At 70.9% G+C, this 23,344-nt stretch carries 26 protein-coding genes; 13 read left to right on the plus strand and 13 right to left on the minus strand.

Annotated elements, in window-relative coordinates:
* The first annotated feature begins 2 nt into the window (after positions 1–2).
* The 4 genes from ASD30_RS08110 (at position 3) to ASD30_RS08125 (ending at position 3,473) form a co-directional block, all read left to right on the plus strand.
* Complete coding sequence (locus ASD30_RS08110; protein ID WP_056679788.1) at positions 3–875, plus strand: NUDIX hydrolase; 873 nt, start codon at positions 3–5, stop codon at positions 873–875.
* Positions 876–885: 10 nt separating this feature from the next.
* Entirely contained in the window at positions 886–1,692 is an 807-nt protein-coding gene (locus tag ASD30_RS08115) for an MBL fold metallo-hydrolase (RefSeq protein WP_321163494.1), read from the plus strand.
* 117 nt (positions 1,693–1,809) lie between these two features.
* Positions 1,810–3,024, plus strand: a complete 1,215-nt coding sequence (gene nhaA / locus ASD30_RS08120; protein WP_056679794.1) for a Na+/H+ antiporter NhaA — start codon at positions 1,810–1,812, stop codon at positions 3,022–3,024.
* 47 nt (positions 3,025–3,071) lie between these two features.
* The gene (locus ASD30_RS08125) at positions 3,072–3,473 is read left to right on the plus strand and encodes a phage holin family protein (RefSeq protein WP_056679797.1); all 402 of its coding nucleotides are present in this window, start codon (positions 3,072–3,074) and stop codon (positions 3,471–3,473) included.
* An 80-nt stretch (positions 3,474–3,553) separates the two neighbouring features.
* Here the strand turns inward: ASD30_RS08125 and ASD30_RS08130 are convergent, their stop codons facing one another.
* The 4 genes from ASD30_RS08130 to nth are packed head-to-tail and all read right to left on the minus strand — an operon-like array spanning position 3,554 to position 6,739.
* Positions 3,554–4,729: a MarP family serine protease gene (locus tag ASD30_RS08130; RefSeq protein ID WP_056679800.1), complete on the minus strand. Its 1,176-nt coding sequence runs from the start codon at positions 4,727–4,729 to the stop codon at positions 3,554–3,556.
* Entirely contained in the window at positions 4,726–5,427 is a 702-nt protein-coding gene (locus ASD30_RS08135; RefSeq protein ID WP_056679803.1) for an NUDIX hydrolase, read from the minus strand. The genes ASD30_RS08130 and ASD30_RS08135 overlap by 4 nt, the downstream gene beginning before the upstream one ends.
* A complete protein-coding gene (locus tag ASD30_RS08140) occupies positions 5,424–6,038 on the minus strand; it encodes a TlpA family protein disulfide reductase (RefSeq protein WP_056679806.1) in 615 nt (204 codons plus the stop codon). The genes ASD30_RS08135 and ASD30_RS08140 overlap by 4 nt, the downstream gene beginning before the upstream one ends.
* Positions 6,035–6,739: an endonuclease III gene (gene nth / locus ASD30_RS08145; protein ID WP_235532538.1), complete on the minus strand. Its 705-nt coding sequence runs from the start codon at positions 6,737–6,739 to the stop codon at positions 6,035–6,037. Before nth ends, ASD30_RS08140 begins: the two co-directional genes overlap by 4 nt.
* Before the next feature lie 136 nt (positions 6,740–6,875).
* On the opposite strand from nth, the gene ASD30_RS08150 reads away from it, so the two are divergent.
* Positions 6,876–7,553 carry a Crp/Fnr family transcriptional regulator gene (locus ASD30_RS08150; protein ID WP_056679811.1) on the plus strand — a complete coding sequence of 226 codons (678 nt, stop codon included), beginning with the start codon at positions 6,876–6,878 and terminating at the stop codon, positions 7,551–7,553.
* Positions 7,554–7,726: 173 nt separating this feature from the next.
* Here the strand turns inward: ASD30_RS08150 and acs are convergent, their stop codons facing one another.
* From acs to ASD30_RS08190, 8 genes are all read right to left on the minus strand, one after another.
* A complete protein-coding gene (gene acs / locus ASD30_RS08155) occupies positions 7,727–9,709 on the minus strand; it encodes an acetate--CoA ligase (RefSeq protein WP_056679814.1) in 1,983 nt (660 codons plus the stop codon).
* 158 nt (positions 9,710–9,867) lie between these two features.
* Positions 9,868–11,496, minus strand: a complete 1,629-nt coding sequence (locus ASD30_RS08160) for a solute symporter family protein (RefSeq protein WP_056679817.1) — start codon at positions 11,494–11,496, stop codon at positions 9,868–9,870.
* Positions 11,493–11,855, minus strand: a complete 363-nt coding sequence (locus ASD30_RS08165) for a DUF485 domain-containing protein (RefSeq protein WP_056679820.1) — start codon at positions 11,853–11,855, stop codon at positions 11,493–11,495. Before ASD30_RS08165 ends, ASD30_RS08160 begins: the two co-directional genes overlap by 4 nt.
* A 135-nt stretch (positions 11,856–11,990) precedes the next feature.
* Positions 11,991–13,481, minus strand: a complete 1,491-nt coding sequence (locus tag ASD30_RS08170; protein ID WP_056679823.1) for a sodium/solute symporter — start codon at positions 13,479–13,481, stop codon at positions 11,991–11,993.
* A 24-nt stretch (positions 13,482–13,505) separates the two neighbouring features.
* Positions 13,506–13,880: a hypothetical protein gene (locus tag ASD30_RS08175; protein WP_056679826.1), complete on the minus strand. Its 375-nt coding sequence runs from the start codon at positions 13,878–13,880 to the stop codon at positions 13,506–13,508.
* Complete coding sequence (locus ASD30_RS08180; RefSeq protein WP_056679829.1) at positions 13,877–14,596, minus strand: LytR/AlgR family response regulator transcription factor; 720 nt, start codon at positions 14,594–14,596, stop codon at positions 13,877–13,879. Before ASD30_RS08180 ends, ASD30_RS08175 begins: the two co-directional genes overlap by 4 nt.
* Positions 14,593–15,702 carry a sensor histidine kinase gene (locus ASD30_RS08185; protein ID WP_056679832.1) on the minus strand — a complete coding sequence of 370 codons (1,110 nt, stop codon included), beginning with the start codon at positions 15,700–15,702 and terminating at the stop codon, positions 14,593–14,595. Before ASD30_RS08185 ends, ASD30_RS08180 begins: the two co-directional genes overlap by 4 nt.
* Before the next feature lie 25 nt (positions 15,703–15,727).
* Positions 15,728–16,483: a class I SAM-dependent methyltransferase gene (locus ASD30_RS08190; protein ID WP_056679834.1), complete on the minus strand. Its 756-nt coding sequence runs from the start codon at positions 16,481–16,483 to the stop codon at positions 15,728–15,730.
* A gap of 127 nt (positions 16,484–16,610) precedes the next feature.
* On the opposite strand from ASD30_RS08190, the gene ASD30_RS08195 reads away from it, so the two are divergent.
* Entirely contained in the window at positions 16,611–17,345 is a 735-nt protein-coding gene (locus ASD30_RS08195; RefSeq protein WP_056679837.1) for a hypothetical protein, read from the plus strand.
* Positions 17,346–17,627: 282 nt separating this feature from the next.
* Here the strand turns inward: ASD30_RS08195 and ASD30_RS08200 are convergent, their stop codons facing one another.
* On the minus strand, positions 17,628–18,455 hold the full coding sequence (locus tag ASD30_RS08200) for an HAD family hydrolase (protein WP_056679840.1): 828 nt from the start codon (positions 18,453–18,455) through the stop codon (positions 17,628–17,630).
* 120 nt (positions 18,456–18,575) lie between these two features.
* Here ASD30_RS08200 and ssd point away from each other — a divergent pair, with 120 nt between their 5' ends.
* From ssd to ASD30_RS08235, 7 genes are all read left to right on the plus strand, one after another.
* Positions 18,576–19,640 carry a septum site-determining protein Ssd gene (gene ssd / locus ASD30_RS08205; protein ID WP_056679943.1) on the plus strand — a complete coding sequence of 355 codons (1,065 nt, stop codon included), beginning with the start codon at positions 18,576–18,578 and terminating at the stop codon, positions 19,638–19,640.
* On the plus strand, positions 19,637–20,809 hold the full coding sequence (locus tag ASD30_RS08210) for a TadA family conjugal transfer-associated ATPase (RefSeq protein WP_442938228.1): 1,173 nt from the start codon (positions 19,637–19,639) through the stop codon (positions 20,807–20,809). Before ssd ends, ASD30_RS08210 begins: the two co-directional genes overlap by 4 nt.
* Positions 20,806–21,573: a type II secretion system F family protein gene (locus ASD30_RS08215; protein WP_056679843.1), complete on the plus strand. Its 768-nt coding sequence runs from the start codon at positions 20,806–20,808 to the stop codon at positions 21,571–21,573. The genes ASD30_RS08210 and ASD30_RS08215 overlap by 4 nt, the downstream gene beginning before the upstream one ends.
* Complete coding sequence (locus tag ASD30_RS08220; RefSeq protein WP_056679846.1) at positions 21,570–22,292, plus strand: type II secretion system F family protein; 723 nt, start codon at positions 21,570–21,572, stop codon at positions 22,290–22,292. The genes ASD30_RS08215 and ASD30_RS08220 overlap by 4 nt, the downstream gene beginning before the upstream one ends.
* A gap of 138 nt (positions 22,293–22,430) precedes the next feature.
* A complete protein-coding gene (locus ASD30_RS08225) occupies positions 22,431–22,613 on the plus strand; it encodes a DUF4244 domain-containing protein (RefSeq protein ID WP_056679849.1) in 183 nt (60 codons plus the stop codon).
* Entirely contained in the window at positions 22,610–22,969 is a 360-nt protein-coding gene (locus ASD30_RS08230; RefSeq protein ID WP_056679852.1) for a TadE family type IV pilus minor pilin, read from the plus strand. Before ASD30_RS08225 ends, ASD30_RS08230 begins: the two co-directional genes overlap by 4 nt.
* Positions 22,959–23,306: an Rv3654c family TadE-like protein gene (locus tag ASD30_RS08235; protein ID WP_082563681.1), complete on the plus strand. Its 348-nt coding sequence runs from the start codon at positions 22,959–22,961 to the stop codon at positions 23,304–23,306. Before ASD30_RS08230 ends, ASD30_RS08235 begins: the two co-directional genes overlap by 11 nt.
* Positions 23,307–23,344: the final 38 nt, after the last annotated feature.

Here is a 23,344-nt window from a genome sequence, read left to right on the forward strand (position 1 = left end):
CCGTGGATCCCACACGCACCCTGCCGCCCGGCTTCCTCGAGCAGGCCCGGGAGTTCATGGACGGCACTCGTGAGCCGGCTGCGCCGCGGTCGGCCTCGACGGTCGTGCTGCTGCGCGACGGCGACGGTCGCCCCGGCGGCCTGGAGTCCTACCTGCTGCGCCGTCACGTCGGCATGAAGTTCGCCGCCGGCATGAGCGTCTTCCCCGGCGGCGGCGTCGACCCGCGCGACTCGGAGGTCGACCCCTCGCTGTGGGCCGGGCCCTCCCCGGAGGAGTGGGCCTCACGCATGGGCTGCACGCCGGTCGAGGCGCGCGAGCTGGTCTGTGCCGCCGTGCGCGAGACGTTCGAGGAGTCCGGCGTCCTCCTCGCCGGCACCGCCGACACCGTCGTCGCCGACACCACCGGCGACGACTGGGAGCGCGACCGGGCGGCGCTCGAGGCGCACGAGCTGGCCTTCTCCGACTTCCTGACCGCGCGCGGACTCGTGCTGCGCACCGACCTGCTCGCGGTGCTCGGCGGCTGGCTGACCCCGGTGTTCGAGCCCAAGCGGTTCCTCACCTGGTTCTTCGTGGCCGCGCTGCCCGAGGGACAGGTCACCCGCGACGTCTCCACGGAGTCCGACAAGGTGGCCTGGTTCAGCGTGCGTGACGCGCTCCGGCTGGCCGACGACGGGCAGATGATGCTGATGCCGCCGACCTACGCGACCCTCTGCGACATGTACGACGCCACGTCGCCGGCCGCGGCGCTGGAGCACGCGACGTCGGTGCCGTTCGAGATGATCACGCCCACGTTCAACCCGGAGACGAACCGCCTCGAGAGCAACGACCGCATCGTGCAGCTGGGCACCCGGGTCGGCGAGGCACTCGCCCGATGAGCTGGTCGCGTTGAGCTGGGCCGGCGGGTCGTTCGGCGAGCGGGCGGAGTGCGTGCTCGCTCCCAACGCGAACATGATGACGCTCGACGGCACCAACACCTGGGTGCTGCGCGAGCCCGACGCCCGGCGCTCGGTGGTCATCGACCCCGGGCCGTCGATCATGAGCCACCTCGACGCCATCGAGGCCGCCTCCGGGCCGGTGGCCGCCGTACTCCTCACCCATCACCACCACGACCACTCCGAGGCCGCGCGCGAGTTCGCCGAGCGCATGGGGTGCGGGGTGCGCGCGCTCGACCCGGCGTACCAGCTGGGCAGTGAGGGCCTGGGCGACGGAGACGTGGTCGCCGTCGACGGGCTCGAGGTGCACGTGGTCGCCACCCCCGGCCACACCGCCGACTCGCTCTCCTTCCTGGTGCCGGCCGAAGGCGCGGTGCTCACCGGCGACACCGTGCTCGGCCGCGGTACGACGGTCGTGGCACACCCCGACGGGCAGCTCGGCGCCTACCTCGACTCCCTCGACAGACTGCATCGGCTGGCCGCAGAGCACTCGATCACCTCGATCTGGCCCGGACACGGGCCGGTGATCGACGACGCCCTCGCGGCGCTCGACTTCTACCTCGCCCACCGGCGCGAACGGCTGGCGCAGGTCGAGGCCGCCGTCGCCGCGCTCGAGGCGCGGCCCCATCCCGAGGGCGTGGCTGCCGACGACGTGCCCCGCCAGGTCGTCGAGATCGTCTACGCCGACGTCGACCCGGTCCTGTGGGGGGCCGCCGAGCTGAGCGTCCGCGCCCAGCTCGCCTACCTCGCCGCGACCTGAAGGACGCGAACGTCAGGGAGTATCGGTAGGGTGGGTTCTGGTGAGCCGGGAAGTCTGGTCGGCCCGTCGCGCGCAACTGCCGGCGGAAGCTCTGCAACCGACTCCTGAACGAGGACCATGTCCAAGCTCACCCGCCTGAGGTTCCTGCCCGACCCGACCACCCGCGAAGACACCTTCGTCGGCGACTTCCTGCGTCGCGAGACGGTCGGCGGAGCGGTCGCCCTCATCGCCGCCCTTGTCGCCGTGGTCTGGGCCAACTCGACGTTCGGCGACGGCTACGAACACCTTCGAGCGTTCGAGATCGGTCCGCTCAACGTCGAGCAGTGGGCGGCCGACGGTGCCCTGACGCTCTTCTTCTTCGTCACCGGGCTCGAGCTCAAGCGCGAGTTCCTGATCGGCTCGCTCAGCAAGATCTCCGACGCCATCGTCCCGGTCGTGGCGGCCGCCTGCGGGGTCGCCGTACCGGCGCTGATCTACACCATCGTCAACGTCGTGGGCGACGGGCACCGCGGCGGTTGGGCGATCCCGTCGGCCACCGACATCGCGTTCGCCCTTGCCGTGCTGGCGATCGTCGGTTCGTCGCTGCCCGGACAGCTGCGCGCCTTCCTGCTGACCCTCGCGGTCGTCGACGACCTGATCGTCATCGTGATCATCGCCGCCTTCTACGCCCACGGCTTCGACTTCGGGGCCCTCGTGCTCGCGGTCCTGTGCTGCGCCGCGTACGCCGCACTCCAGTACCTGCGCGTGCCCAACGTCCTGGTCTACCTTCCGTTCGCCGTGGGAGCCTGGTGGTTCACCCACGAGAGCGGCATCCACGCCACCATCGCCGGTGTGGTGCTCGGCCTCCTGACCCGCGTGCGCACCGACAACGCCGAGGACAGCAGCCCGGCAGAGCGGATTGAGCACGTGCTCTCGCCCTGGTCCTCCGGGGTGGCGGTGCCGTTCTTCGCCCTCATGTCGGCGGGCGTCGTCATCGGTGGTGGAGCAGAGCTGGTCGGCGACCCGGTGGTGATCGGCGTCGTGCTCGGCCTGGTCCTCGGCAAGCCGATCGGCGTGTTCGGCGGCTCCTGGCTGCTGACCAAGCTGACCCGCGCGGAGATCGACGAGGACATCAACTGGGTCGACGTCTTCGGCATCGCCGTCCTGGCCGGGGTGGGATTCACCGTCTCGCTCCTGGTCTCCGATCTCTCCTTCACCGGAGCCGAACGTGAGGCCGCCAAGACGGCCGTGCTGTTCGGTTCACTGATCGCCGCATGCCTCGGCGCGACGATCCTGGTCGGGCGCAATCGCGTGCACCGTAGGGTCGCCGAGCAGGCCCGTGGTGACGTGTAGAGTCCGCAACGGACTGACTGACCGCGAGACACCAGGGAGCAAACCGCATGTCCCTCGACGAGGTGAAGGGCGAAGAGCCGACCATCGGAAAGCTGGTCGTCGACGCGCAACGTGACATCTCGAGCCTCATCTCCAACGAGATCAAGCTCGCGAAGTCTGAGCTCAAGGTCAGCGTCAAGGCCGGTGGCATGGGCATCGGGCTCTTCGCTGCCGCCGGCTTCATGCTGGTGCTCGCCGTCATCATCTTCTCGATCTTCCTGGCCGAGCTGATCCACTGGAACGGCGACGGCCTCGACCGCCACTGGGCCTACCTGATCGTGTTCGTCCTCTACGTCCTGATCGCCGCACTGCTCGGCTTCCTCGGCGTGCGCTCGGTGAAGAAGGTCAAGGGTCCCGAGAAGGCGATCGCCCAGGCCCAGGCCACCAAGTCCGCGCTCAAGCGCTCCTGACGGGCCGGCGCTTCGGCCAGTTTCACAGGTGAGCCTGTGAAACTGCCCAGACGACACGATTCTGCCGCGTGGGCTGGCCTTCAGCCGGCGCAGTCGCCGGTGCTGACCTCGTTGTTGCTGGTCAGACCCTGGGCGGCGGCCTCGGTCACCGCGCCGGCGGTGAGTGCGTAGCCGGTCTGCTCGTCGGTCACCGACGCCGCGAAGATCACTCCGGTCACCTGCCCCTTGGAGTTGACCATCGGCCCACCGGAGTTGCCCGGCCGGATCAGCGCACGCAACGAGTAGACGTCGCGGATCACCGAACCGTGGCCGTAGATGTCGGGTGAGCGCAGGCGTTGCTCGGCGCGCACACGCGCCGGCTGGACGTCGTAGGGGCCGTCCTGCGGGTAGCCCAGGACGGCGGCATCGTCGTTGGACTCGGCGTTCGTCGCGAAGTCGAGCTTGGGCCGGTCGAGGCCGTCGACGCTGAGCACCGCCACGTCGAGGTCGCTGTTGTAGTAGACGACGTCGGCGTCGACAGTGTCGTCACCGACCACCAGCTCGGGGTCGGAGACGCCGGCCACCACGTGGGCGTTGGTCATCACGCGGCCGGGCGCGTAGACGAAGCCGGTGCCCTCGACGCCACGGCCACAGCTGTTGTCGCCGTGGATCTTGAGCACGCTCTCCTGGGCGTCGGCGACGTCGGGGTCGCGCGCGATGCGTGCGTTCGGCGGGCCGACCTCGACGATGCGCTCCGGTGCGAACGGCTCGAGGTAGCGCGGGAAGAACGTCGTGCCGACCACGTTGTTGAAGGCGTTGAGCGTCTCGTAGGCGCGGGCGGGCAGCACGCTGTCGACCTTGGCCAGCACCACGGACTCGCGCACCATCGGCGTCACCGAGCCGATGCGCGAGCCGGAGACGGCCACGCCCAGCGCCCACGCGACGAGGAGTACGGCGACCGCACTGAGCGCGGCACCGCCCACGGCGTCGACCGCGCGCACGGGTTGCCAGGTGATCTGGTCGCGCACCTTCGCGCCGGCGTACTGGAGCAGCGCCTGGCCGAGGGTGGCCGACAGGACCACGATGAACAGGGCACCCATCGAGACCCACACCGACGGGTCGGCGTTGCCCAGGGCGATCGGCGCCAGCCAGATGCCGAAGAGGCCCCCGAGCAGCAGGCCGGCCGTCGCGAACGCGCCGGTGACGAAGCCCTGCCAGTAGCCCGAGAGCGCGTAGGCGAGAACGAGGAGGACGAGGATCCAGTCGAGGGCGTTCATCGGCCGGGTCCTTCCTGGAAGCGGGTGTTCGGCGGGATCTCCGAACGTGCGGGTTCACCTTGCAGCATGTAGGCGGGCAACTCGCGCACCACGCCGGTGTCCCACTCGCTGGACCACCCGACGTGCTCGAAGAGCCGCGAGATGATGCCGGCGGTGAAGCCCCACAGGATGACGTCGCGGCCGTCGCCGATCAGGAAGCCCGGGCCCAGCCAGCCGCTGGGGTGGCGCACCATGATGCGGTGCGTGGGCTCGACCAGGTCGGAGATCAGCACCCGGTGGATCGCGTGCACCTCCTCGACCGAGTGAGTGGTGACCGGCGACGGGTCGGCCCACCAGGCCAGCACCGGCGTCACTGCGTAGTTGCTCGGCGGCAGCCACAGCTCGGGCAGCTCGGCGAACACCTCGACGCCGTCGGGGTCGAGGCCGGTCTCCTCCCAGGCCTCACGCAGCGCCGCGTCGTGGGCGCTCTCGCCGGCGTCGATGCCGCCGCCGGGGAACGACACCTGACCGGGGTGGCTGCGCATCGTGTGGGACCGCTCGGTCAGCAGCAGCTCACGGCCCTGCTCACCCTCGCCGAAGAGCATGAGGACGGCGCCACGCCGCGGGTCGCTGCCCTCGGGCGGCATGAAGCGGGTCAGGTCGTGCACGGTGATGGACTGCGCGCCCTCGCGGAGCGGTTCGAGCCACTGCGGGATCACAGGGTGACCCCGAGGTGCTTCTCGACGAGGTCCTCGAGCTGGCGGAGCTTCGTGATCTTCTCGAAGCGCTGGTCGACGACCGTGCCGTCCTCGTCGATGAGGATGATGTAGGGCAGCCCGGCGATGTTGGGCAGCGGCTCCTTCAGGCTCAGGTCGGTCTGCGGGTCGGCCAGCTGCGGATAGGTGACCCCCGAGTCGCGGATCAGCTCGAGCGCCGGGCCCGGCTGGGTGTCCTGGAAGTCGATGCCGAGCACCGACACCCGGTCGCCGTACTTCTCGTGGAACTGCTGGTAGATCGGCAGCTCGCGACGGCACGGCTCGCACCAGACCGCCCACAGGTTGACCACCATCGGCCCGCGCAGGCTGGAGACGTCGACGTCCTCGCCGCCGCCCAGGCAGGGCAACGTGACCTCGGGGAGGCCGCCGTCGACGTGGTCGCCGGGACCGGGCGCACACGGAGCGATGTCGGCCCGGGCCTTGAGCGTGCGCAGCGCCGGAGTGTCGACGTCGACGTCGGACTTGCCGGCCCGGTCGATCTCGGGCGGCGAGATCTTGTCGCACCCCTGCAACGCCAGGAGGACCAGCAGGGAAGCGGCCAGCGCCCTTCTCATGCGCGGCCCTCGGTGCGGACCAGCTTGGCCGCCTCGTCGGCGTCGGTCGGGCCCTCGCCGTACGCCGGGCACCAGCGCGCGATCGGGCATGCGCCGCAGGCGGGCTTGCGGGCATGGCAGATGCGGCGGCCGTGCCAGATGACGTGGTGCGACAGCATCGTCCAGTCGCGCTTGGGGAACAGGGCGCCGATGGCGTGCTCGACCTTCACCGGGTCGGTCTCGTCGGTCCAGCCGAAGCGGCGGACCAGCCGGCCGAAGTGGGTGTCGACGGTGATGCCAGGGATGTCGAAGGCGTTGCCCAGCACGACGTTGGCGGTCTTGCGTCCCACGCCGGGCAGCTTCACGAGGTCGTCGAGGCGGGGCGGCACCTGGCCGCCGTGGTGCTCGACGAGCGCGCTGCTGAGCTTGAGGAGCGACTCGGTCTTGGCCCGGAAGAAGCCGAGCGGACCGATGATCTGCTCCATCTTCTCGCGCTCGGCGCCGGCCATGGCAGCGGCGTCGGGATAGGCCGCGAACAGCGTCGGACGCACGGCGTTGACCCGCTTGTCGGTGGTCTGCGCGCTGAGCACGGTGACCACGAGAAGCTCGAAGGGGTTGGCGAAGTCGAGTTCGCACTTGGCCTCAGGGTAGGTTTCGCCAAGGACCCGATCGATCTTGCGGGCCCGTCGAACCAGGACCGTCTGCGATGGAGTCTGGGGCACAGCCACACCCTACGTGGAGACGCCGACAGGGCCCGGATCCTGGTCGCGTTCGGCCTTTTCGCCACCCATGGTTGATGATGTGACGTGGGCCACGGCTAGGATCGGCTCGGAACCCGCTACTACATGGGAGGAACTTGTGGACAACGACGTGCTTCGTCAGGCCCCGCTGTTCAGCGCGCTCGACGACGAGGCAGCGACGGCGCTCCGGTCGTCGATGGCCGAGTCCAGGCTTCGCCGAGGCGAGGTGCTCTTCCATGAGGGCGACTCCGGCGACAAGTGCTACGTCGTACTCGAGGGCAAGGTGAAGCTGGGTCGCACGTCTTCCGACGGCCGCGAGAACCTGCTCGCGATCCTCGGCCCGGGCCAGATGTTCGGTGAGCTCTCGCTCTTCGACCCCGGTCCGCGCTCGGCCACCGTCACCACGGTCACCGACGCCACCTTCGCCTCGCTCTCCCACGAGGACCTGCTCAAGTGGCTCGAGGGTCGCCCGATCGTGGCGCACAGCCTCCTCGGCCAGATCGCGGCCCGGCTGCGCAAGGCCAACGACGTCAACGCCGACCTGGTCTTCTCCGACGTGCCCGGTCGCGTGGCCAAGGCGCTGCTCGACCTCGCCGACCGCTTCGGCCGAACCGCCGACGACGGCGTGCACGTGCACCACGACCTCACCCAGGAGGAGCTCGCCCAGCTGGTCGGCGCCTCCCGCGAGACGGTCAACAAGGCCCTGGCCGATTTCGCCTCCCGTGGCTGGCTGCGCCTCGAGCCCCGCTCCGTGGTCATCATGGACATCGAGCGGCTCTCCCGCCGCGCACGCTGACGCCACACGCCGTACGACGACGAAACGGCCGCCACTCCCGTGAGGGACGTGGCGGCCGTTTCGTGCGTCGTACGACGAGTGTGGCCCGATTACCGCGCCGGTGTTGACGCTTTGCACCCCGCCAGCAGGGTGCAAAGCGTCATGGACGGCGCGTTACCCGGGAGGGGGCGGGACTACTCGTCGGAGCCTCCGCCGGACAGGCCGGTCTGGATCAGGCTCATCACCGACGAGTCGGCCAGCGTGGTGACGTCGCCGATCTCGCGGTTCTCGGCCACGTCGCGCAGCAGGCGACGCATGATCTTGCCCGAGCGGGTCTTGGGCAGCTCGGGGACGATCATGATCTGGCGCGGCTTGGCGATCGCGCCGATCTCCTTGGCGACGTGGTTGCGCAGCTCCTGGACGAGGGCGTCACCGGACTCGCCGCCGGCGCTCTCACGCAGGATCACGAACGCACAGACGGCCTGGCCGGTCATCTCGTCGGTGGCACCGACCACTGCCGCCTCGGCGACCTTCGGGTGCGACACCAGCGCGGACTCGATCTCGGTGGTGGAGAGGCGGTGGCCGGAGACGTTCATGACGTCGTCGACGCGCCCGAGCACCCAGATGTCGCCGTCCTCGTCCTTCTTGGCACCGTCGCCGGCGAAGTAGACGCCGGGCCAGCGCGACCAGTAGGTGTCCTTGTAGCGCTCGTCGTCGCCCCAGATGGTGCGCAGCATGGCGGGCCACGGCTTGCGCAGGATCAGGTAGCCGCCCGAGCCGTCGGGCACGGACTCACCCTCGTCGTTGACCACGTCGGCGCTGATGCCGGGCAGGGCCTTCATCGCCGAGCCGGGCTTGCCGTGGGTGACGCCGGGCAGCGGCGAGATCAGGATCTGCCCGGTCTCGGTCTGCCACCACGTGTCGACCACGGGCGTCTTGCCGGCGCCGATGGTGTCGCGGTACCAGATGTAGGCCTCGGGGTTGATCGGCTCGCCGACCGATCCGAGCAGCCGGATCGAGGAGAGGTCGTGCTGGTCGGGGATCTCGCTGCCCTGCTTCATGAACGTGCGGATCGCGGTGGGCGCCGTGTAGAAGATCGTGACGCCGTACTTCGCGACGATCTCCCACCAACGGCCCTTGCGAGGTGCGTCGGGCGTGCCTTCGTACATCACCTGGGTGGCACCGTTGGCGAGCGGGCCGTAGACCAGGTAGGAGTGGCCGGTCACCCAGCCCACGTCGGCGGTGCACCAGTAGACGTCGGTCTCGGGCTTGAGGTCGAAGACCGACCAGTGCGTGTAGGACGTGCCGACCAGGTAGCCGCCGGTGGTGTGCAGGATGCCCTTGGGCTTGCCGGTCGTGCCGGAGGTGTACATGACGTAGAGCGGGTGCTCCGCGTCGTGCATCTCGGCCTCGTGCTCGGTCGACTGCGAGTCGACCAGCTCGTGCCACCACACGTCGACGTCGTCGTTCCACGCGACGTCCTGGCCGGTACGGCGCACCACCAGCACGTTGTCCACGAGCCCGTCGACCTTGGTGACCGCCTCGTCGACCGCGGGCTTCAACGCGGAGGGGGCGCCCCGGCGGTAGCCGCCGTCGGAGGTGACGACCAGCTTCGCGCCGCAGTCGGTGATGCGGGACGCCAGCGCGTCGGCCGAGAAGCCGCCGAAGATCACGGTGTGCGGCGCACCGAGACGGGCGCAGGCCAGCATCGTGAAGACGCACTCGGGGATCATCGGCAGGTAGATCGCGACCCGGTCGCCCTTCTGGACGCCGAGCGAGATGAGCGCGTTCGTGGCCTTGTTGACCTCCTCGCCCAGCTGCGCGTAGGTGATGTCGCGGAAGTCCTCCTCGGGCTCACCGACCCAGTGGATGGCGACCTTGTCGCCGTTGCCGGCCTCGATGTGCCGGTCCACGCAGTTGACGGCCGCGTTGATCGTGCCGCCGGTGAACCACTTGGCGAACGGTGGGTTGTCCCAGTCGAGGACGCGGTCCCACTTCTGGCCCCAGTCGAGGCGCTCGGCCTGCGTGGCCCAGAAGCCCTCGAAGTCCTCGTCCGCGGCGGCGTAGGCGTCTGCCTTCACGTTGGCGGCGGCGGCCAGCTCCTCGGGGGGAGCGAAGCGTCGCTCCTCGTGGCTCAGGTTGGACAGGGTCTCGCTGGACGTTGGACGCTCGCTCACATTCACTCCTGATTTGATTCGCTCTTCTGTGCCGGCCGTCACATGCAGCCTAGGCCGGTATCCGCTGTGCGACGAGAGCGGTCTCGGCACAAAGCAGGATTCCGGTCCGGAGGTTGCGGCCACGTTGCAGCGACCCCCGGACCGGAATCAGGTGGATCTCACTCCTTGACGGCCGCCTCGGCGCCCGCGCCGGTCAGCGCACGCACCTCCAGCTCGTCGTACGCCGCCTCCGAGTCCGTCTCCTTCGACAGCACCGTGCCGAGCCAGCCGAAGAAGAAGCCGAGCGGGATCGAGACGATGCCGGGGTTGTCCAGTGGGAACCAGGAGAAGTCGACGCTCTTCGGCAGCAGCGCGGCATTGGTCCCGTCGGCGTTCAGCTTCCCCGACACGACCGGCGAGGAGATCACCAGAACCAGGCAGGAGATCAGGCCGCCGTAGATCGCCCACGTCGCGCCCTGGGTGTTGAACCGCCTCCAGAACAGGTTGTAGATGATCGACGGCAGGTTCGCCGAGGCCGCCACCGCGAACGCCAGGGCCACCAGGAAGGCGATGTTCAGCTTCTGGGCCGGGATCGCCAGCGCGATGGCCACACCACCGATCACGAACGCGGAGATGCGGGCCACGTGGACCTCCTGGGTCTCCGTCGCGGTGCCCTTCTTCCACACGTTGGCGTAGAGGTCGTGCGCCACCGACGACGCGGAGGTCAGGGTCAGCCCGGCCACGACCGCGAGGATCGTCGCGAAGGCGACCGCCGAGATCAGGGCCAGCAGTACGGCGCCTCCGGTGGTGCCGGCTCCACCGCCCACGGCTTCGGCCAGAAGTGGTGAGGCCAGGTTTCCGCCGCTCTCCGCGACCTTGCTGCCCGGACCGGTGTCCAGCAGGGCAGCCGCACCGAACCCGAGGGCAAGGGTCATCAGGTAGAACGTGCCGATCAGGCCGATCGCCCACATCACTGAGGTGCGGGCCGCCTTGGCGGTCGGCACCGTGTAGAAGCGGATCAGGATGTGCGGCAGGCCGGCGGTGCCGAGCACCAACGCGATGCCGAGCGAGATGAAGTCGAGCTTGCTGGTCATGTCGATGCCGTACTTCAGGCCGGGCTGGAGGAACGCCTCGCCCTTGCCGGTGTTGTCCGAGGCGGCACCGAGAAGCTCGGAGAAGTTGAAGTCGAACTTCGCCAGGACCAGGAAGGTGATCAGGACGGTGCCGGCCATCAGCAGCACGGCCTTGACGATCTGCACCCAGGTGGTGCCCTTCATGCCGCCGACGGTGACGTAGAAGATCATCAGCAGGCCGACTCCGACGATCACGAGGGCCTTCATGAGCTCGCTCTCGACACCGAGGAGGAGGGTCACGAGTGCACCCGCACCGACCATCTGGGCGAGCAGGTAGAAGATCGAGACGACGACGGTCGACGTGGCAGCCGCCGTACGCACGGGCCGCTGCTTCATGCGGTAGGCCAGCTGGTCGGCCATCGTGTAGCGGCCGGAGTTCCGGAGCAGTTCGGCGACCAGCAACAGGGCCACCAGCCAGGCGACCAGGAACCCGATCGAGTAGAGGAAGCCGTCGTAGCCGTTGAGGGCGATCAGCCCGGAGATGCCGAGGAACGAGGCGGCCGACATGTAGTCGCCCGAGACCGCCATCCCGTTCTGGAAGCCGCTGAACTGGCGCCCTCCGGCGTAGAAGTTCGCCGTGCCCGAGGTCTGTCGGCTGGCCCAGAAGGTGATCGCCACCGTGATCAGGACGACGCCGACGAAGAGGACGGCGGTGAGGAGCTCGGTGCCGTTCATGCGGGCCTCCCCTCGCCCTCGATGACCGCGTCGTAGCGGGCCTCGAGCTGGCGGGCGACCGGGTCCACGTTGCGGTTCATGTGCCGCGCGTAGAGCCAGGCGATCAGGAACGTCGAGGCGAACTGCAGCAGCCCGAAGACCAGGGCCACGTTGATGTGCCCGACGAGCTTGGTGTTCATGAAGTCGTTCGCCCAGTTCGACATGATCACGTAGAGCAGGTACCAGGCCAGGAAGGCCACGGTCCACGGGATGACGAAGCTGCGGTAGCGCCGACGCAGGTCGGCGAACTCGGCCGAGTCGTGGAGCTCTTGGTAGATCGGATGTTGCGAGCGTCGGTGTACGCCGTGTGCATCGGTCACGGGATCGCCTCTCGTGCGGGGGTGTGACACCAGTCACGCTAGGAACTACGGCGCCGCAGCATCAGGGGTGCGACCAGACTGCGCGGCCAGTGGAACGGCCGAATCGGCGGGCGGTGCGATCGGTGCGACGAACGGTCAGCCGCGGTCGAGCGCCACGGCTTCCGGCGTGTGCAGTCGCACCATGAACCGGCGCACGTGTGGCGGCACACGAGAGGCGGTGGCCCGCGAGACGACGTACATGGTGACGAAGGCCAGCGGCACCGACCACGCGGCCGGTTGGCTCAGCAGTGCGTCGACCCAGCCGGTGGTCGAGTAGGGGCTCAGGGAGTAGGTGACGCCGATGCCGGACGAGACGAAGCCGGCGCCGAGCCCCGCCAGGGCGCCGACGTCGGTCAGCCCGCGCCACCAGATGCCCAGCACCAGCAGGGGACAGAACGTCGAGGCGGCGACCGCGAAGGCCAACCCGACCGCCTTCGCGATACCGAGGTCCGGCGCCGAGACGGCGGCCACGCACGGGGTCACCACGGCGACCACGGCCGCGACGCGGAAGGCGCGTACGCCGGTGAGGCGCGTGCCGCGGAAGACGTCCTGGGTGAGCACGCCGGTCACCGCCAGGGACAGCCCCGACGAGGTCGAGAGGAACGCCGCGAACGCGCCGGCGGTGACCAGTGCCGAGAGCAGCTCGCCGGCCGCGCCCGGGACCATCAGCCTCGGCAGCTCGAGCACCAACACGTCGGAGTGGGTCGTGTCGCCGTACACCCGGCCGAGTGCGGCGTACACCGGTGGCAGCAGGTAGAACGCGCTGAGCAGGGCCAGCACCACCACCGTCGTACGTCGAGCCGCCCGGCCGTCGGGGTTCGTGTAGAACCGCACCACGACGTGGGGGAGGCCCATGGTGCCGAGGAACGTGGCGATGATCAGGGACCAGGTCAGGTAGAGGCCCTGCCCGCCGCCCTCGCCGAGGGGGAGGGACCAGTCGCCGCCGGACCCGGCGCCCGGGCCGGGCCGTCCGTCGCCGAGCCACACGCCGACCATCACCACCGCCGGCACCAGGAGGGCGGTCAGCTTGAGCCAGTACTGGAAGGCCTGCACGAACGTGATGCTGCGCATGCCTCCGGAGAGCACGTTGACCAGCACGACGCCCGCCACGACCATGGCACCGAGCCAGGGCGGCGCCCCGGTCGTCGACTCGAGCGTGATGCCGGCGCCCTGGAACTGGGGGACGAGGTAGAGCCAGCCGATGGCCACCACCAACAGGGTGCACGTGGTGCGGACCCGCGCCGAGGCCAGCCGGGCCTCGGCGAAGTCGGGCAGTGTGTAGGCGCCCGAGCGACGCAACGGCGCGGCCACCAGCACCAGCAGCACCAGGTAGCCGGCCGTCCAGCCGACGGGGTACCAGAGCATGTCGGCGCCGAAGACCAGCACCAGCCCGGCGACGCCGAGGAACGACGCCGCGGAGAGGTACTCGCCGCCGATCGCCGAGGCGTTGAGCGCCGGTCGCACCGACCGGGAGGCGACGAAGAAGTCGCTGGTGGTGCGCGAGAAGCGCAGTCCCCATGTGCCGATGGCCAGCGTGGCGACGGCGACCAGTGCCACCGCGACGACGCTCGGCACCGAGGTGATCATGGCTGCCCCGTCATGGCTGCCCCGTCATGACTCGGCGATCTCGACGAGCTCGGCGAAGTCGCGTTCGTGGCGCTCGGCCCGCCGTACGTAGGACCAGCCGAGCAGGACCAGCACGGGGTAGATGAGGACGCCGAGCAGCAGGATCGCCACCGGGACCCCGGCCACCCGGAGGTCCGAGAACCGCGGGAAGAGGTGGAAGGTCAGCGGCAGCGCGACCGCGAACGCGAAGAGCGGCGCCAGGGTGAGTACGGCGAGCCGCAGCTGGGCGCGCAGCAGCGACTGGATCATCACCGCTCCGAGGAGGGTCTGGTCGTCGATCTCGTGGGCCCTGGTCCGGCGACTCGTCGTACGCCGTGGAGGCCCGGTGACCCGGACCCGCTCGGGGGGACCGATGCTCATGGCCGGCCCCGGTTGAGCAGTTCGCGCAACGCCGGGGTGTGCCGCCGGCTCACGACCAGGTCGATGCCCTCACCGACCCGCACGGTGCACCGGCCGCTCTCCATGCGCACCTCGCTGATGTGCGCGAGCGCGACCAGCAGGGAACGGTGGACCCGCACGAAGCCGGCCGGGCCCCACTGCTCCTCGAGCACGGTCAGGGGAGTGCGCAACAGGTAGGAGTCGTGCGGGGTGTGCAGTCGCGCGTAGTCGCCCTGCGCCTCGACGTGCGTGATGTCGCTGCGGTTGATGAAACGGGTCACGCCGCCGCGTTCGACCGGGATCTGCTCGTCGCCGCTGGCCGCCGGCTGGGCCACGCCCTCGACCACGCGGCGTACCGCCTCGGCGAGGCGCTCCTCCCGCACCGGCTTGAGCACGTAGTCGACGGCCCGCAGCTCGAAGGCGTCGACGGCATGCTGCTCGTGGGCGGTCACGAACACGATCGGGGGAGGGTTGCGGAAGCGGCTCAGCACCTGGGCCAGCTCCACCCCGGTCAGGCCGGGCATCTGGATGTCGAGGAAGACCGCGTCGATGGTCGTGTCCTGGAGCAGCCGGAGCCCCTCGGTGGCGGAGTCGACGGCCACCACCGAGGCCACGTCTGGGTGGCGCTCCAGCAGGAACGTGAGCTCGTCCAGGGCCGGGCGTTCGTCGTCGACGACGAGGACTCTCAGGGCGGTCATGGGTGCACTCCCGGGGCGAACTTGGGCACCCGGACGATCACTCTCGTCCCGGCGCCGGGGGCGGTCTCGACGATCAGGCCGTAGTCGTCGCCGAAGGTGTCACGCAGCCGGACGTCGACGTTGCCGAGGCCGACCGAGTCGAGGTCGGCGTCGCCGGCCAGCGCCCGGCGTACCCGCTCGGGATCCTCGCCCGCGCCGTTGTCCTCGACCTCGATCACGCAGTCGGCGTCGTGGTCGCGGGCGGTGATCGTGATGTGGCCGTCCCCCTTCTCCGCCAGGCCGTGGCGTACGGCGTTCTCGACGAGCGGCTGGATGCAGAGGAAGGGTACGGCGACCGGCAGCACCTCCGGCGCGATCCGGAGGGTGACGCCGAGCCGGTCACCGAACCGGGCCTGTTCGAGCAGCAGGTAGCGCTCGACGGACCGGAGCTCCTCGGCGAGGGTGGTGAACTCGCCGTGCCTGCGGAACGAGTAGCGGGTGAAGTCGGCGAACTCCAGCAGCAGCTCACGGGCCCGGTCGGGATCGGTGCGCACGAACGACGCGATCGCGCCCAGCGAGTTGTAGATGAAGTGCGGGCTGATCTGGGCGCGCAGGGCCCGCACCTCGGCCTCCATCAACCGGGTGCGCGACGCGTCGAGCTCAGCCAGCTCGAGCTGCCCCGAGACCCATGTGGCGACCTCGTCGGCGGCGCGCACCAGGCCGGCGGTGGCGCTGGGGGTGAACGCCTGCAGGGTGCCGACGATCAGGTCGTCCACGACGAGTGGGGAGACGACGGCGTAGCGGATCGGGCAGTTCGGCACGTGGCACGTGACACTGCGCTGCGCCACGTGCGTGCGGCCCTCCTCGACGGCGATCGCGGCGAGCTCGGGGCAGTGGGTGGAGTGGTGGTCGCCGGTGCCGTCCCACGCCAGCAGGCCGGCGGTGTCGGTGAGGGCCAGCGCCGGGGCGCCCAGCAGGGCCCGCAGGTGGCGCACGCTGCGCTCGGCGCTGGCACTCGTCAGGCCCTCACGCAGTGCGGGCGAGGCCCGTGATGCGGTGTGCAGGGTGCGGAACGTCGCCCGATCAGCCTCTGTGACGAGGTGGGAACGCCGCCAGCCGAACGCCATGGCCACACACTAGGGCGTAACCGCGCTAGCGGAAGTCGATCAGCAGCAGATCGGACTCCGAGCCGTCCTGCGGTGTGGGCGGCCGCTGGTCGGTGTCGTCACCGGAGTCGTCTGCCTGGTCCGTCGCGTCGGGGTCGTGCTGCTCGTCGAGCCCGTGTGGCGGCGCCCAGGCGTTCTCGACCACGGTCGCCTTGAAGCACCGGCTCAGCCACGGCATCTGCATCCCGTCGGCGCCCCGACCGTAGTCGTCGTACAGGGCGAGTGCGGCCGTCGTACGACGCTCGATCTCGGTGTCACCACGCCCGGAGAGCTCCACGCGCACCATCGCCTCGAGGGACTCGCGGTTGACCACCTGCCAGTAGCGGAAGGGGGAGTCGCTCACGAAGCCGAAGAGGGTGGAGTTGACCAGGCCGACTGCAGGGGCGTCGCCAGCGGGGGTGTTGCCGAGCACGCCGTCGAGCTTGCGGGCCCACGGGATGCGCTGGTCGCGCTCGTTGCAGACCAGGGCGACCTGGCCACCGGGACGCAGCACCCGCGCGATCGCCTCGAGGTCGTCGGGCACGCCGTGTGTGGAGAGGACGACGTCGATGCTGCGGTCGGGGAACGGAAGCGGCTCGCCGGTGCCCTCGACGTCGGTGACGTCGTGGCCGTCGACGGCGATCGCCTCGGCGACGTCCGCGTCACCCAGCACCACGACGGTGCGCGGCGAGGAGCCCAGCAACCACTGCACGGCCTCGGCCGGGAAGGCGGGTCGGTCCTGGGGAGCGCGCTGGTGGTCCATTGATCCGAGGCTACCTGCTGGACCCGCCGGAGCTGCGTAGCACGAGGTCCCGCGGACAGGGCGAATGTCGGCTGCCCGCAGCCCCGCTCGACAGCCCCCACCCGCGGCACCTCTAACGTTGCGAGGCATGAGCAGTGTCACGAACGGCGATCCGCTGGCCTCCCTCGCTGCGCTCGAGGGCGTGCCGTCGGCCTTCGCCGGCACCAGGGACGGCGTCGACGCGATGCTGCGGGATCGCGGCCTGCGCAAGACGGCGCCCGAGCTGACCACCGAGTCGCTGCTCCGAGGCGCCTGTGCCAGCGGCGTGCTGGAAGGCTCCGGCTCCAGCCTGGACGAGATCCGCGCCGGAGACGGCGACGAGACCGCACAGGCGGCGATCAGGGTCTCGACCCAGGCGCTCTCGCTGGTGCCGACGCTGAAGACCGCGCCCCTGCAGGCCTTTGCCCGCCTGCACGCCCTGGCCGGCAAGGGCATCCTGGCCGACGAGCAGCTGGGCCGCCCGCGGGACGGCGACGCGGCGGAGCGGCTGAGGATCCTCGGCCAGAGGTTGCTGGCACCCACCACCGCGCCGGCGATGCTGGTCGCGGCCGTCGTACACGCCGAGCTGGCGACGGCGGCACCGTTCGCCTCGCACAACGGCATCGTCGCCCGGGCCGCCGAACGCCTCGTGCTGGTGGCCCGCGGGGTCGACGAGAAGTCGCTGCTGGTGCCCGAGGCGGGCCACCTGGCCCTGCGCGCGGAGTACGAGTCGAACCTGCGCGCCTATGCGAACGCCAGCGGCAGCAGCGGAGTGCACGCGTGGTTGCTCTACGCGGCGGAGGCCTACGCGGCGGCGGCCGAGGCCAGCCCCGTGCGCGGCTGAGTCTGCATCGGTCCGGACATGCGAGCGGCACCCGACTCGCATGGATTCGGGTGCCGCCGCTGACACGCGAAACCCGGGTAACAAGCGTGCACTATCTAACTACTGCCCTCGGGGTCAGACCCGATCTTGGCAAGCGCCCTGAAGAAGGGTAGATCGCCGCGTGGGTACCTGGTTCACGTGCAAACTCTTGAGTTGTATCTCCATGTGTACGCCGGTTCCGGATGCACTTCAAGGGTTGACTTACGGGTCCATTGATGTGTGCCGCGGGGCCACGTGGAGCGGTCAGGCGGGGCCACGCCTGCGCAGGTTCACCGCGATCGCCCCACCGGCCACCATCAGGCCTCCGACCGCCAGTGCGGCCAGTGTCGGCTTGGCCGGAGGCAGCTTCACCCGGCGGCCGAGGTTGACCGGCTTGGTGAAGACCAGCACCGGCCACTCGTGTTCCACGGCCGCCTTGCGCAGCTCCTTGTCGGGGTTCACCGCGTGCGGGTGCCCCACCGCCTCGAGCATGGGCAGGTCGGTGATCGAGTCGCTGTAGGCGTAGCAGTGGGAGAGGTCGAAGCCTTCCTCCGCGGCGAGCTCGCGGATCGCCTCGGCCTTCGTCTCCGCGTAGGCGTAGTAGTCGATCTCGCCGGTGTACTTGCCGTCCACGATCTCCAGGCGCGTGGCGATGACCCGGTCGGCGCCGAGCATCTCTCCGATCGGGCCGACCACCTCGGCACCCGAGGTCGACACGATGATCACCTCGCGGCCGGCCAGGTGGTGCTCCTCGATCAGGCTGACCGCCTCGTCGTAGACCAGCGGGTCGACGATGTTGTGCAGTGTCTCGGCGACGATCTCCCGCACGGTGGCGACGTTCCAGCCGGCGCACAGCTGCGACATGAACTGCCGCAGCTTCTCCATCTGGTCGTGGTCGGCGCCCCCGACGAGGTAGACGAACTGGGCATAGGCGCTGCGCAGCACGGCCCGCCGCGAGATCAGGCCACCGGCCTGGAAGGGCTTGCTGAACGCGAGCGTGCTCGACTTGGCGATGATCGTCTTGTCGAGGTCGAAGAAGGCGGCTTCGCGAGAGCCGCCCGGATGGTGCGGGCGCTGGGCCGATGCAGGCATGGCCACATCCTAGGCAGGCAGCCGGCCGGTTTCCGTGCACAGGCGCGGTCGCGACCGGGTTATCCACAGATGCCGTACGACGAGGAGTCGACCGCCCCTCGTGCGGGCAACTCTGGTGGCATGACGAATCCCCTCATCATCACGCGCGACCAGGCCCTCCACGACGAGCTCCAGCGACTGGCTGCGGCGGCCGGTGTGGTTCCCGACGTCACCTCCGACCCGGCCGCCGCCCTGCGGTCCTGGTCGACGGCGTCCGTCGTCCTCCTCGGTGCCGACGTGGCCGACGAGCTGGCCGCGATCGAACCGCCGAGACGCGTGGGCGTCCATCTCGTGGCCTGGGGCCACCTGCCCGACGAGGCGTTCCGCACCGCCCTGGCCCTCGGCATCGAGAACGTCGTCGAGCTGCCGGGCTGCGACTCCTGGGTCCTCGAGGTGCTGGCCGACTCCTCGGAGCGCTTCGACGTCGACGGCGTGACCATCGGCGTGGTCGGCGGGTCGGGCGGTGCCGGAGCCACCACGTTCTCCTGTGCCCTGGCGATGATGGCCGCCCGTGAGGGCCCGGCCTGCCTGATCGACACCGATCCGCTCGGGCCCGGTGCCGACCAGGTGCTCGGCATGGAGCGCCTCGACGGCGTCCGGTGGGACGCGTTGCAGCAGACCACCGGCCGGCTCGGTGCGCGGGCGCTGCGCGATGCCCTGCCCCGGCGAGGTGATCTGGGTGTGCTGACCTTCGGCGCCGGTGGCCCGAGTGGCGTCGAGACCCTGCAGCCGTTCGCTGCCCGGGCGGCCGTGGCGGCGGCGACCCGGGGCCATCGTGTGGTGGTGCTCGACCTGCCGCGCGCCGGGGGCGACCTTGCCGAGGAGCTGATGGCGCGGTGCCAGTCGCTGGTCGTCGTGACCCGGGCGACCCTGCCCGGCCTGTCGTCCGCGGCTCGCTTCGCGGAGCTGGCCCGCAGGTCTGGGCCCTTGGCCCTCGTGGTCCGCGGGTCGGGGGTCGACGCGGCCGAGGCCCAGCGACTGGTCGGTGCGCCGGTGCTTGCGGCGATGCCCGACCAACGCGGCCTCGACGAGGCGATCGACCTCGGCCAGGGGCCGGTGAAGTCGCGCCGCGGAGTCCTCGCGAAGGCTGCCCGGGACGTGTTGCGGGCGGTGGGCCCGGCGGCCGCGGCCAGGTCGGCCGCGTGATCGGTGAGGTGCCCGAGGAGCTCCTCGACGAGGTCCGCGAACGCCTGGCCCGCGACGGGCACCTGCTCACCCCGCAGCGGGTGGCGGAGGCACTGCGGTCGGCGGGGCGACCGGTCGGCGACGCCACGGTGCTCGCGGTGCACGAGTCGTTGCGCGCCGACGTGGTCGGCGTGGGCATCCTCGAGCCGCTGCTGCGACAGGAGGGCGTGACCGACGTCCTGGTGAACAGCCCCGACTCGGTCTGGTTCGACCGTGGCCGCGGCCTCGAGTCGGCCGGAGTCCGGTTCCCGAACGAGGAGGCCGTACGCCGACTCGCGCAACGGCTGGCCTCGTCCGGTGGGCGTCGCCTCGACGACGCCACCCCCTACGTCGACGTGCGCCTGCGCGACGGCACCCGCTGCCATGCCGTGCTCGCTCCGGTCGCCCGCCCCGGCACGGTGATCTCGCTCCGGGTGCCGCGGCCGGCCGGCTGGTCCCTCGACGAGCTCGCCGACCGCGGAATGCTGGGTGACGACGCGCTCACGTTGATCCGCCGGGTGCTGGCCGCGCGCCTCTCGTTCCTGGTCTCGGGCGGCACGGGCAGCGGCAAGACGACCCTCCTGGCCGCGATGCTGGGCGAGGTCGACCCGGCGCACCGGCTGGTCCTCGTCGAGGACTCCAGTGAGCTCCGCCCCGACCACCCCCACGTGGTGGGGCTGGAGGCACGGGTGGCCAACGTCGAGGGCGCCGGCGAGATCCCGATGCGCACCCTCGTGCGCCAGGCCCTGCGCATGCGGCCCGACCGGCTGGTCGTGGGCGAGGTCCGTGGCATCGAGGTGGTCGACCTGCTGGCCGCCCTCAACACCGGGCACGAGGGCGGCTGCGGCACGCTCCACGCCAACTCCGCCGCCGACGTACCCGCCCGCGTCGAGGCGCTGGCCCTGCCCGCCGGGCTCGGGCGGGACGCCGTGCACAGCCAACTGGCGTCGGCGATAGACGTCTTCCTGCACCTCGGTCGCGACCGCGCGGGCGAGCGCCGGCTGGCAGAGATCGCCGTGCCCGCCCGCGGACCGACCGGCTTCGTCGACGCGCTCACCGCCGTCAGCTTCCCGGTCGACGGCCGGGTGCGTGAGGGGCCGGGCATCGAGCGCCTGGCCGACCGCCTGACCGACCGCCTGGCGGAGCCGTGAGTGCCCTGGTCGCGGCGGGCCTCGCCGGAGTCGCCGTGCTCCTGGTCCGGCCGCTACCGCGGTGTCGTCCGCTCGCCAGGCACGTCTGGGTCGCGGGCCTGGTCGTCGCTGTCTGTGCCGTCGCCCTCTCGGGTGGAGTGCCGTGGAGGTTCGCGGCACCCGCGGTGATCGGCGTCGGTGCCGTTGCCGGCCTCGGCTCCCTGCGCACCAAGCGCCGTCGGTCCGTCGAGGCGGCCCGCACCGGCGCGCACATCCAGGAGGTGTGCGAGCTGATCAGCGGTGAGCTCCAGGCCGGCATGCCGGTGGGTCGGTGTCTCTCCGAGGCCGCCTCGGTGTGGCCTCCCATGTCAGCCGTGACGTCTGCCCACACCCTCGGCGGCTCGGTGCCCGACGCGTTGCGTGAGCTGGCGGTGCGCCCCGGAGCGGGTGACCTGCGGCTGGTGGCGGCGGCCTGGCAGGTCGCGGTCCGGTCGGGGAGCGGCCTGGCGGAGGCACTCGCCGGGGTCGCCGAGACCGTCCGGGCCCGCGAGGCGACCCGGCGGCTGGTCCGCTCGGAGCTGGCCTCGGCGCGCTCGACGGCGAGGTTGATGGCAGCCCTCCCGGCGCTCACCCTGGCCATGGGATCCGGTGCCGGCGGCGACCCGTTCCGGTTCCTGGTCGGCACTCCTCTGGGCCTGGGCTGCCTGGCCGTCGGCGTCCTGCTGACCGTGGTGGGGCTGCGCTGGATCGAGTCCATCGCGTCCGGAGTCGAGGCGGCGGCGTGACCCCCGCGGTGATGACGGCGCTGCTGGCGGCTGCCGCGGTGTTCCTCGTGTTCCCGCCGCGACGCACCGTGCGTCGACCAGACCGACACGACCCGGCGGGCCTGCAGCGGGAGGCTTCGCTCCTGGTGCGGTTCCGGCCCCTGGTGAGTGCGTGCGCCGCACTCGGCGGAGTGACGTTCTTCTCGATGCCGCTGGGAGGCGTGGTGGCCGTCGTCGGGTTCGTGGCCGCGTGGGTGACCATCGGCCGCTCGGAGCCGGCCGCCGTACGCCGACAACGCGAGGCCGCCGTGCGTGAGCTGCCGCAGGTCGTGCACCTGCTGGGACTCGTGCTGGCCGCCGGCGGCTCCCTGCCCGAGGCGGTGCGACAGGTGTCCCGGGCGCTTCCCGGCCCCGGGGCCGAACCACTGCGTCGGGCCGAGGCCAGGCTCGGCATCGGGATGGCGCCGGTCGACGTGTGGCGCGAGCTGTCCGCCGTGCCGGCGTACGACCGGGTGGGGCGCGCGCTCCTGCGTGCGGAGGCGTCCGGTGTTCCCATCGCCGATGTCGTACGCCGACTCGGCAACGACCTCGAACGCGAGGAGAGGGCCCGGGTCGAGGACCGTGCCCGCACGGTCGGCGTCCGCGCGGCGGTGCCCCTCGGCCTGTTCCTGCTGCCCGCGTTCCTGGTGATCGGCATCGTGCCGGTGATCGCCGCGGCGTTGGGGTCGCTGTCGTGGTGATCCCACCGGTTTCCGTGCACAGGAAGGTTGCTGCAGGTGTTCTCCACAGGGCGGGTCGGGGCGTCCACGAGGGGACCCGGAAACGGCGAGGGTGGAAGCACCGGCCGCGCCCGTGGCCGGAGAAGAAGGAGGTTGTCCATGACAGTGACAGGCACGACGCGCCGCGACGAGCGGGGTATCACCACGGCCGAATATGCGGTGGGCACGGCGGCCGGGGCGGGCCTGGCCGGTGTGCTCTACCAACTGGTGACCGGCGGCTTCGGCGACCAGATGCTGCGGCAGATGTTCAACCATGTGCTCGGGATGCTCGGCATCGGATGAGGCGCGACGAGCGGGGGGCGGTGACCGCGGAGACGGCGCTCGCCCTCCCGCTCCTGGTCGCGGTGACCCTGGCGATGGTGTGGCTGCTGACCTTCGGCGTCGCCCAGATGAAGTCGACCGATGCCGCGCGTGAGGCCGCTCGTGCGCTGGCCCGTGGTGAGACCGCCGACCGGGCCGTCGCGCTCGCGCACGAGGTCGCTCCCGGTGCGTCGGTGAGCATCAGCGAGGGCGACGGCACGGTGACCGTGGTGGTCAGCGACCAGGTGCCGTCGCCCGGAGGCGTGTTCGACGGGCTGAGCGGCGACACCCACGGCGAGGCGACTGCCCTGCGGGAGGAGTCCGACGATGCGGGGTGAACGCGGCTCGGCGTCCCTGCTCGTGGTCTCGCTGATCGGCGTGGTCGTGCTGCTCGGGCTCGCCGCCGCGTTCATGACGGCGACGGCGGCCGCCCACCGCCGGGCCCAGGCCGGGGCAGACCTGGCGGCGCTCGCGGGTGCGGTGACCCTGCAGGACGCCGGCGATGCCTGCGCGGCCGCGTCCGGAGTGGCGGCGGCCAACGAGGCCGAGCTGACCACGTGTGACCTGTTCGGCGAGGACGTGGTGGTCTCCGTGCGGGTCGAGGGCCCCGAGTTCCTGGGCCACACCTTCGAGATCACCGGCCACTCGCGTGCCGGCCCTCAACCCACCGGGTGAGATCGCCGAGCGGGTGTCGGGTTTCCCCGACAACAGGT

It is taken from the genome of Nocardioides sp. Root140 (genome assembly GCF_001426745.1).
Classification (GTDB): domain Bacteria; phylum Actinomycetota; class Actinomycetes; order Propionibacteriales; family Nocardioidaceae; genus Nocardioides.

What these genes read in the sequence shown, in the direction of transcription:
- nhaA (WP_056679794.1), top strand. Translation starts at nt 1,810, where the DNA reads ATGTCCAAGCTCACCCGCCTGAGGTTCCTGCCCGACCCGACCACCCGC.
- ASD30_RS08125 (WP_056679797.1), top strand. Translation starts at nt 3,072, where the DNA reads ATGTCCCTCGACGAGGTGAAGGGCGAAGAGCCGACCATCGGAAAGCTG.
- ASD30_RS08130 (WP_056679800.1), bottom strand. Translation starts at nt 4,729, where the DNA reads ATGAACGCCCTCGACTGGATCCTCGTCCTCCTCGTTCTCGCCTACGCG.
- ASD30_RS08140 (WP_056679806.1), bottom strand. Translation starts at nt 6,038, where the DNA reads ATGAGAAGGGCGCTGGCCGCTTCCCTGCTGGTCCTCCTGGCGTTGCAG.
- ASD30_RS08160 (WP_056679817.1), bottom strand. Translation starts at nt 11,496, where the DNA reads ATGAACGGCACCGAGCTCCTCACCGCCGTCCTCTTCGTCGGCGTCGTC.
- ASD30_RS08170 (WP_056679823.1), bottom strand. Translation starts at nt 13,481, where the DNA reads ATGATCACCTCGGTGCCGAGCGTCGTCGCGGTGGCACTGGTCGCCGTC.
- ASD30_RS08175 (WP_056679826.1), bottom strand. Translation starts at nt 13,880, where the DNA reads ATGAGCATCGGTCCCCCCGAGCGGGTCCGGGTCACCGGGCCTCCACGG.
- ASD30_RS08180 (WP_056679829.1), bottom strand. Translation starts at nt 14,596, where the DNA reads ATGACCGCCCTGAGAGTCCTCGTCGTCGACGACGAACGCCCGGCCCTG.
- ASD30_RS08185 (WP_056679832.1), bottom strand. Translation starts at nt 15,702, where the DNA reads ATGGCGTTCGGCTGGCGGCGTTCCCACCTCGTCACAGAGGCTGATCGG.
- ASD30_RS08190 (WP_056679834.1), bottom strand. Translation starts at nt 16,483, where the DNA reads ATGGACCACCAGCGCGCTCCCCAGGACCGACCCGCCTTCCCGGCCGAG.
- ASD30_RS08195 (WP_056679837.1), top strand. Translation starts at nt 16,611, where the DNA reads ATGAGCAGTGTCACGAACGGCGATCCGCTGGCCTCCCTCGCTGCGCTC.
- ASD30_RS08200 (WP_056679840.1), bottom strand. Translation starts at nt 18,455, where the DNA reads ATGCCTGCATCGGCCCAGCGCCCGCACCATCCGGGCGGCTCTCGCGAA.
- ssd (WP_056679943.1), top strand. Translation starts at nt 18,576, where the DNA reads ATGACGAATCCCCTCATCATCACGCGCGACCAGGCCCTCCACGACGAG.
- ASD30_RS08225 (WP_056679849.1), top strand. Translation starts at nt 22,431, where the DNA reads ATGACAGTGACAGGCACGACGCGCCGCGACGAGCGGGGTATCACCACG.
- ASD30_RS08230 (WP_056679852.1), top strand. Translation starts at nt 22,610, where the DNA reads ATGAGGCGCGACGAGCGGGGGGCGGTGACCGCGGAGACGGCGCTCGCC.
- ASD30_RS08235 (WP_082563681.1), top strand. Translation starts at nt 22,959, where the DNA reads ATGCGGGGTGAACGCGGCTCGGCGTCCCTGCTCGTGGTCTCGCTGATC.